Annotated in this window: 1 protein-coding gene and 1 pseudogene; both read right to left on the reverse strand. The window is 67.3% G+C overall.

Annotation, left to right across the window (positions count from 1 at the left end):
* Positions 1 to 225 (reverse strand): annotated as a pseudogene (locus tag AC1VAN_RS18505) (AraC family transcriptional regulator); the annotation flags it as partial.
* 115 nt (positions 226 to 340) lie between these two features.
* Positions 341 to 2,442, reverse strand: a 2,102-nt coding sequence (locus AC1VAN_RS18510) for a winged helix-turn-helix domain-containing protein (RefSeq protein ID WP_480986409.1), incomplete at its 5' end; no start/stop codon positions are given.

Consider the following 2,442-nt stretch of genomic DNA (forward strand, 5'->3'; position numbering starts at 1 on the left):
GGACTCCTTCTCGAASGCGATCCACTCGCSCTGGCGCAGSCGGAASCGSCCTTCCTTGGCTTCCACCCACGAGGTGCCGCGCACCTGCATCCAGACGCTGAAACTGGTGCCGGCGGTCTGCAGGCTGCCGAGGCGGGCAACCCCCATGCAGGTCGGCGCGACATCGTCGATCGCCTTGTCCAGGGATACGGTTTGGCCACGATCAGCCAGCGAGAGTTGACGCATAGGGGCACCACGGATTTGCCAAGTACAGGCCTCCGTTTTGCCAAATGAGGTGACAGCGCGTCAGGAAAGACTGCCGAGATCGCCACGAATTCGCGGCGAGATCGTCACGAAGAAATTACGAAGGCCCTTTCTCGTTCAAGATCAATAATTTGGAGAATGCCGGGAACAGTGCGGGCGGTTGTTCGGGCAATCGCATCACACCGATGTCGGCACCATCGCTGATGGCCAGGGCCAGGTACAGGCTGTTTCCGTCGGCACTGGCGCTCAGTCCATTGCCCGCGCTCAGCCGCTGGGCGTCCAGGCAACGCTCGGCTTCTTCGCGTCCGGACTGGATACGGACCAGGGTCGTGCCACAGCTGGCACTGCTGCCGAGGTAGTCGATGCTGCCGTTGCCGGCCACCGTCCAGGTCCGGTAGCGCCAACGGCTGGGCCGGTCCTCACTGACCTGCTGCACGCTGGCAGGGGTCAACGCTGCGTCCACCGACCACAGCCCACCGGCTGCCAGCCGGGTGAACAGCACCCGCCCGGTACTGCGGTCGAAGCGCGCCTGCGATACGCCTTCCAGGCTGGCCAACCGCCGCCATGGCTGCGCGCTGCGGTCGAACAGGCTCAAGCGGGTGTGCTGGTCGGCATCACGTTCGACCACCAGCAGCTGCTCCGCGTCTGCGCCGTACAACGCCTGCAATGGCTGCTCGGCGGGAACCGGAAGGCGATGCAGTTGTTCATCGCGCGRTGCGATCTCGTAGACAACCGCTTCGCCATGCTCATCGCGGCCCACCACCAGCAGATGCCGGCTGTCGGCCGACCAGTCGGGCGCCTGCCGTGCCTCGGGCTTCAGCCCCTCGATCGGCCGCAGCGACTCCGGCCGCTGCATGTCGGCCCACCACAGGGCGAAGCTGCCGGAACGATCGGAACTGAACACCAGTTGCCGCCCATCCGGTGCCACCATCGGTTGCCCGTCGCGGCCACTGGAGGCGAACAGGCGCTCACCGGCACCGCCCTGCGCGGGCATCCTGAACACCCCGAACTGCGCGCGCCGATGCACGAACGCCAGCATGTCGCCGCGGCGGGACACTGCCGGCCACTGCGCATCGTCGAGCCCAGCGTCGCGCAACGTGCGGCGCTCGACGTCGAGGTAGTACAGGCGTGCTTCGCTGTCCACGCGGCGACCGAACACGATATGCCGACCGTCGCCCAGCCACGCCCAACCACGCAGTTCGGCCGATTCGGCGGTCAACTGCTCGGGCGTGCCGCCGCTGGCAGGCATCCGCCACAGGTCGCCCAGCTGGGGGTTGCGGACAAACACCAGCCATCGGCCATCCGGGGAATAGCGCGGGGCGTAGTCGAAATCATCCTCGTCGACAGCGTACTCCAGCGCACGCCATTGGCCGGTGGCCAGATCGAGCACGCGGATGCCGCGATGGGCATAGCGACCGACCATGCTGCCGAAGACCAGGCCACGACCATCGGGCGTCCAGTCGAAACTGAGCAGCTCGGTGCCGTCGCAGCGCGTGGCCTGGCGCACGGCGCCGCCGGTGGCGCTGGCGATCAGCACCTGGCAGCTGGCATCGGCACCAAAGCGGGCGAAGGCGATTTCGCGGCCATCGGGCGACCAGTTCGGGAAACGGTCGCTGGCACCTGCCGGTGGCGATAGCAGCTGGCGCGCGGGGGCATTGCCGGAGGTCTGCACCTTGATGGCGTTGCCGCCGGCGCCATCGTCGTTGGCGCCTTCGTAGGCGACCTGCGATCCATCAGGAGAAAGTGTGGGATAGGTCTCAAAACCGGCCGTCGCGGTAATCAATCGATACGGCCGCTCCGGACTTCCGATCACCCGCGTGCCGTTCTCCACTGCCGCATCCACCGGAGAATTCACCGGCGCCGGGCGGCGCAGCAGCAGTACGCTCAACACCACCAGCGCAAGCAGCATCACCACGCCCAGTGCCAGCAGCAGGCGACGGCGCAGACGGCGCCAGCGGCGGCTTCCGCGTTCAACCGCCGGCACGCCGGCGGCGGCCACGGCATCCGGCGCAGGCGGCTGTGATGCGGTCGAGTCCTCTGCAACGGCGATCGCATCGGTCTCGTGGTCCGCCAGCGGTTGCACCGGCACAAGCAGGCGGTAGCCGGTCTTGGCGATGGTCTCGATGTACGCCTGGCCGTTGTCGTCGTCGACGCTGAACGCCTTGCGCAGCTGGGTCACGGCCTGGGTCAGCACATCGT

Source organism: Stenotrophomonas sp. 05L44_2 (assembly GCF_056665995.1).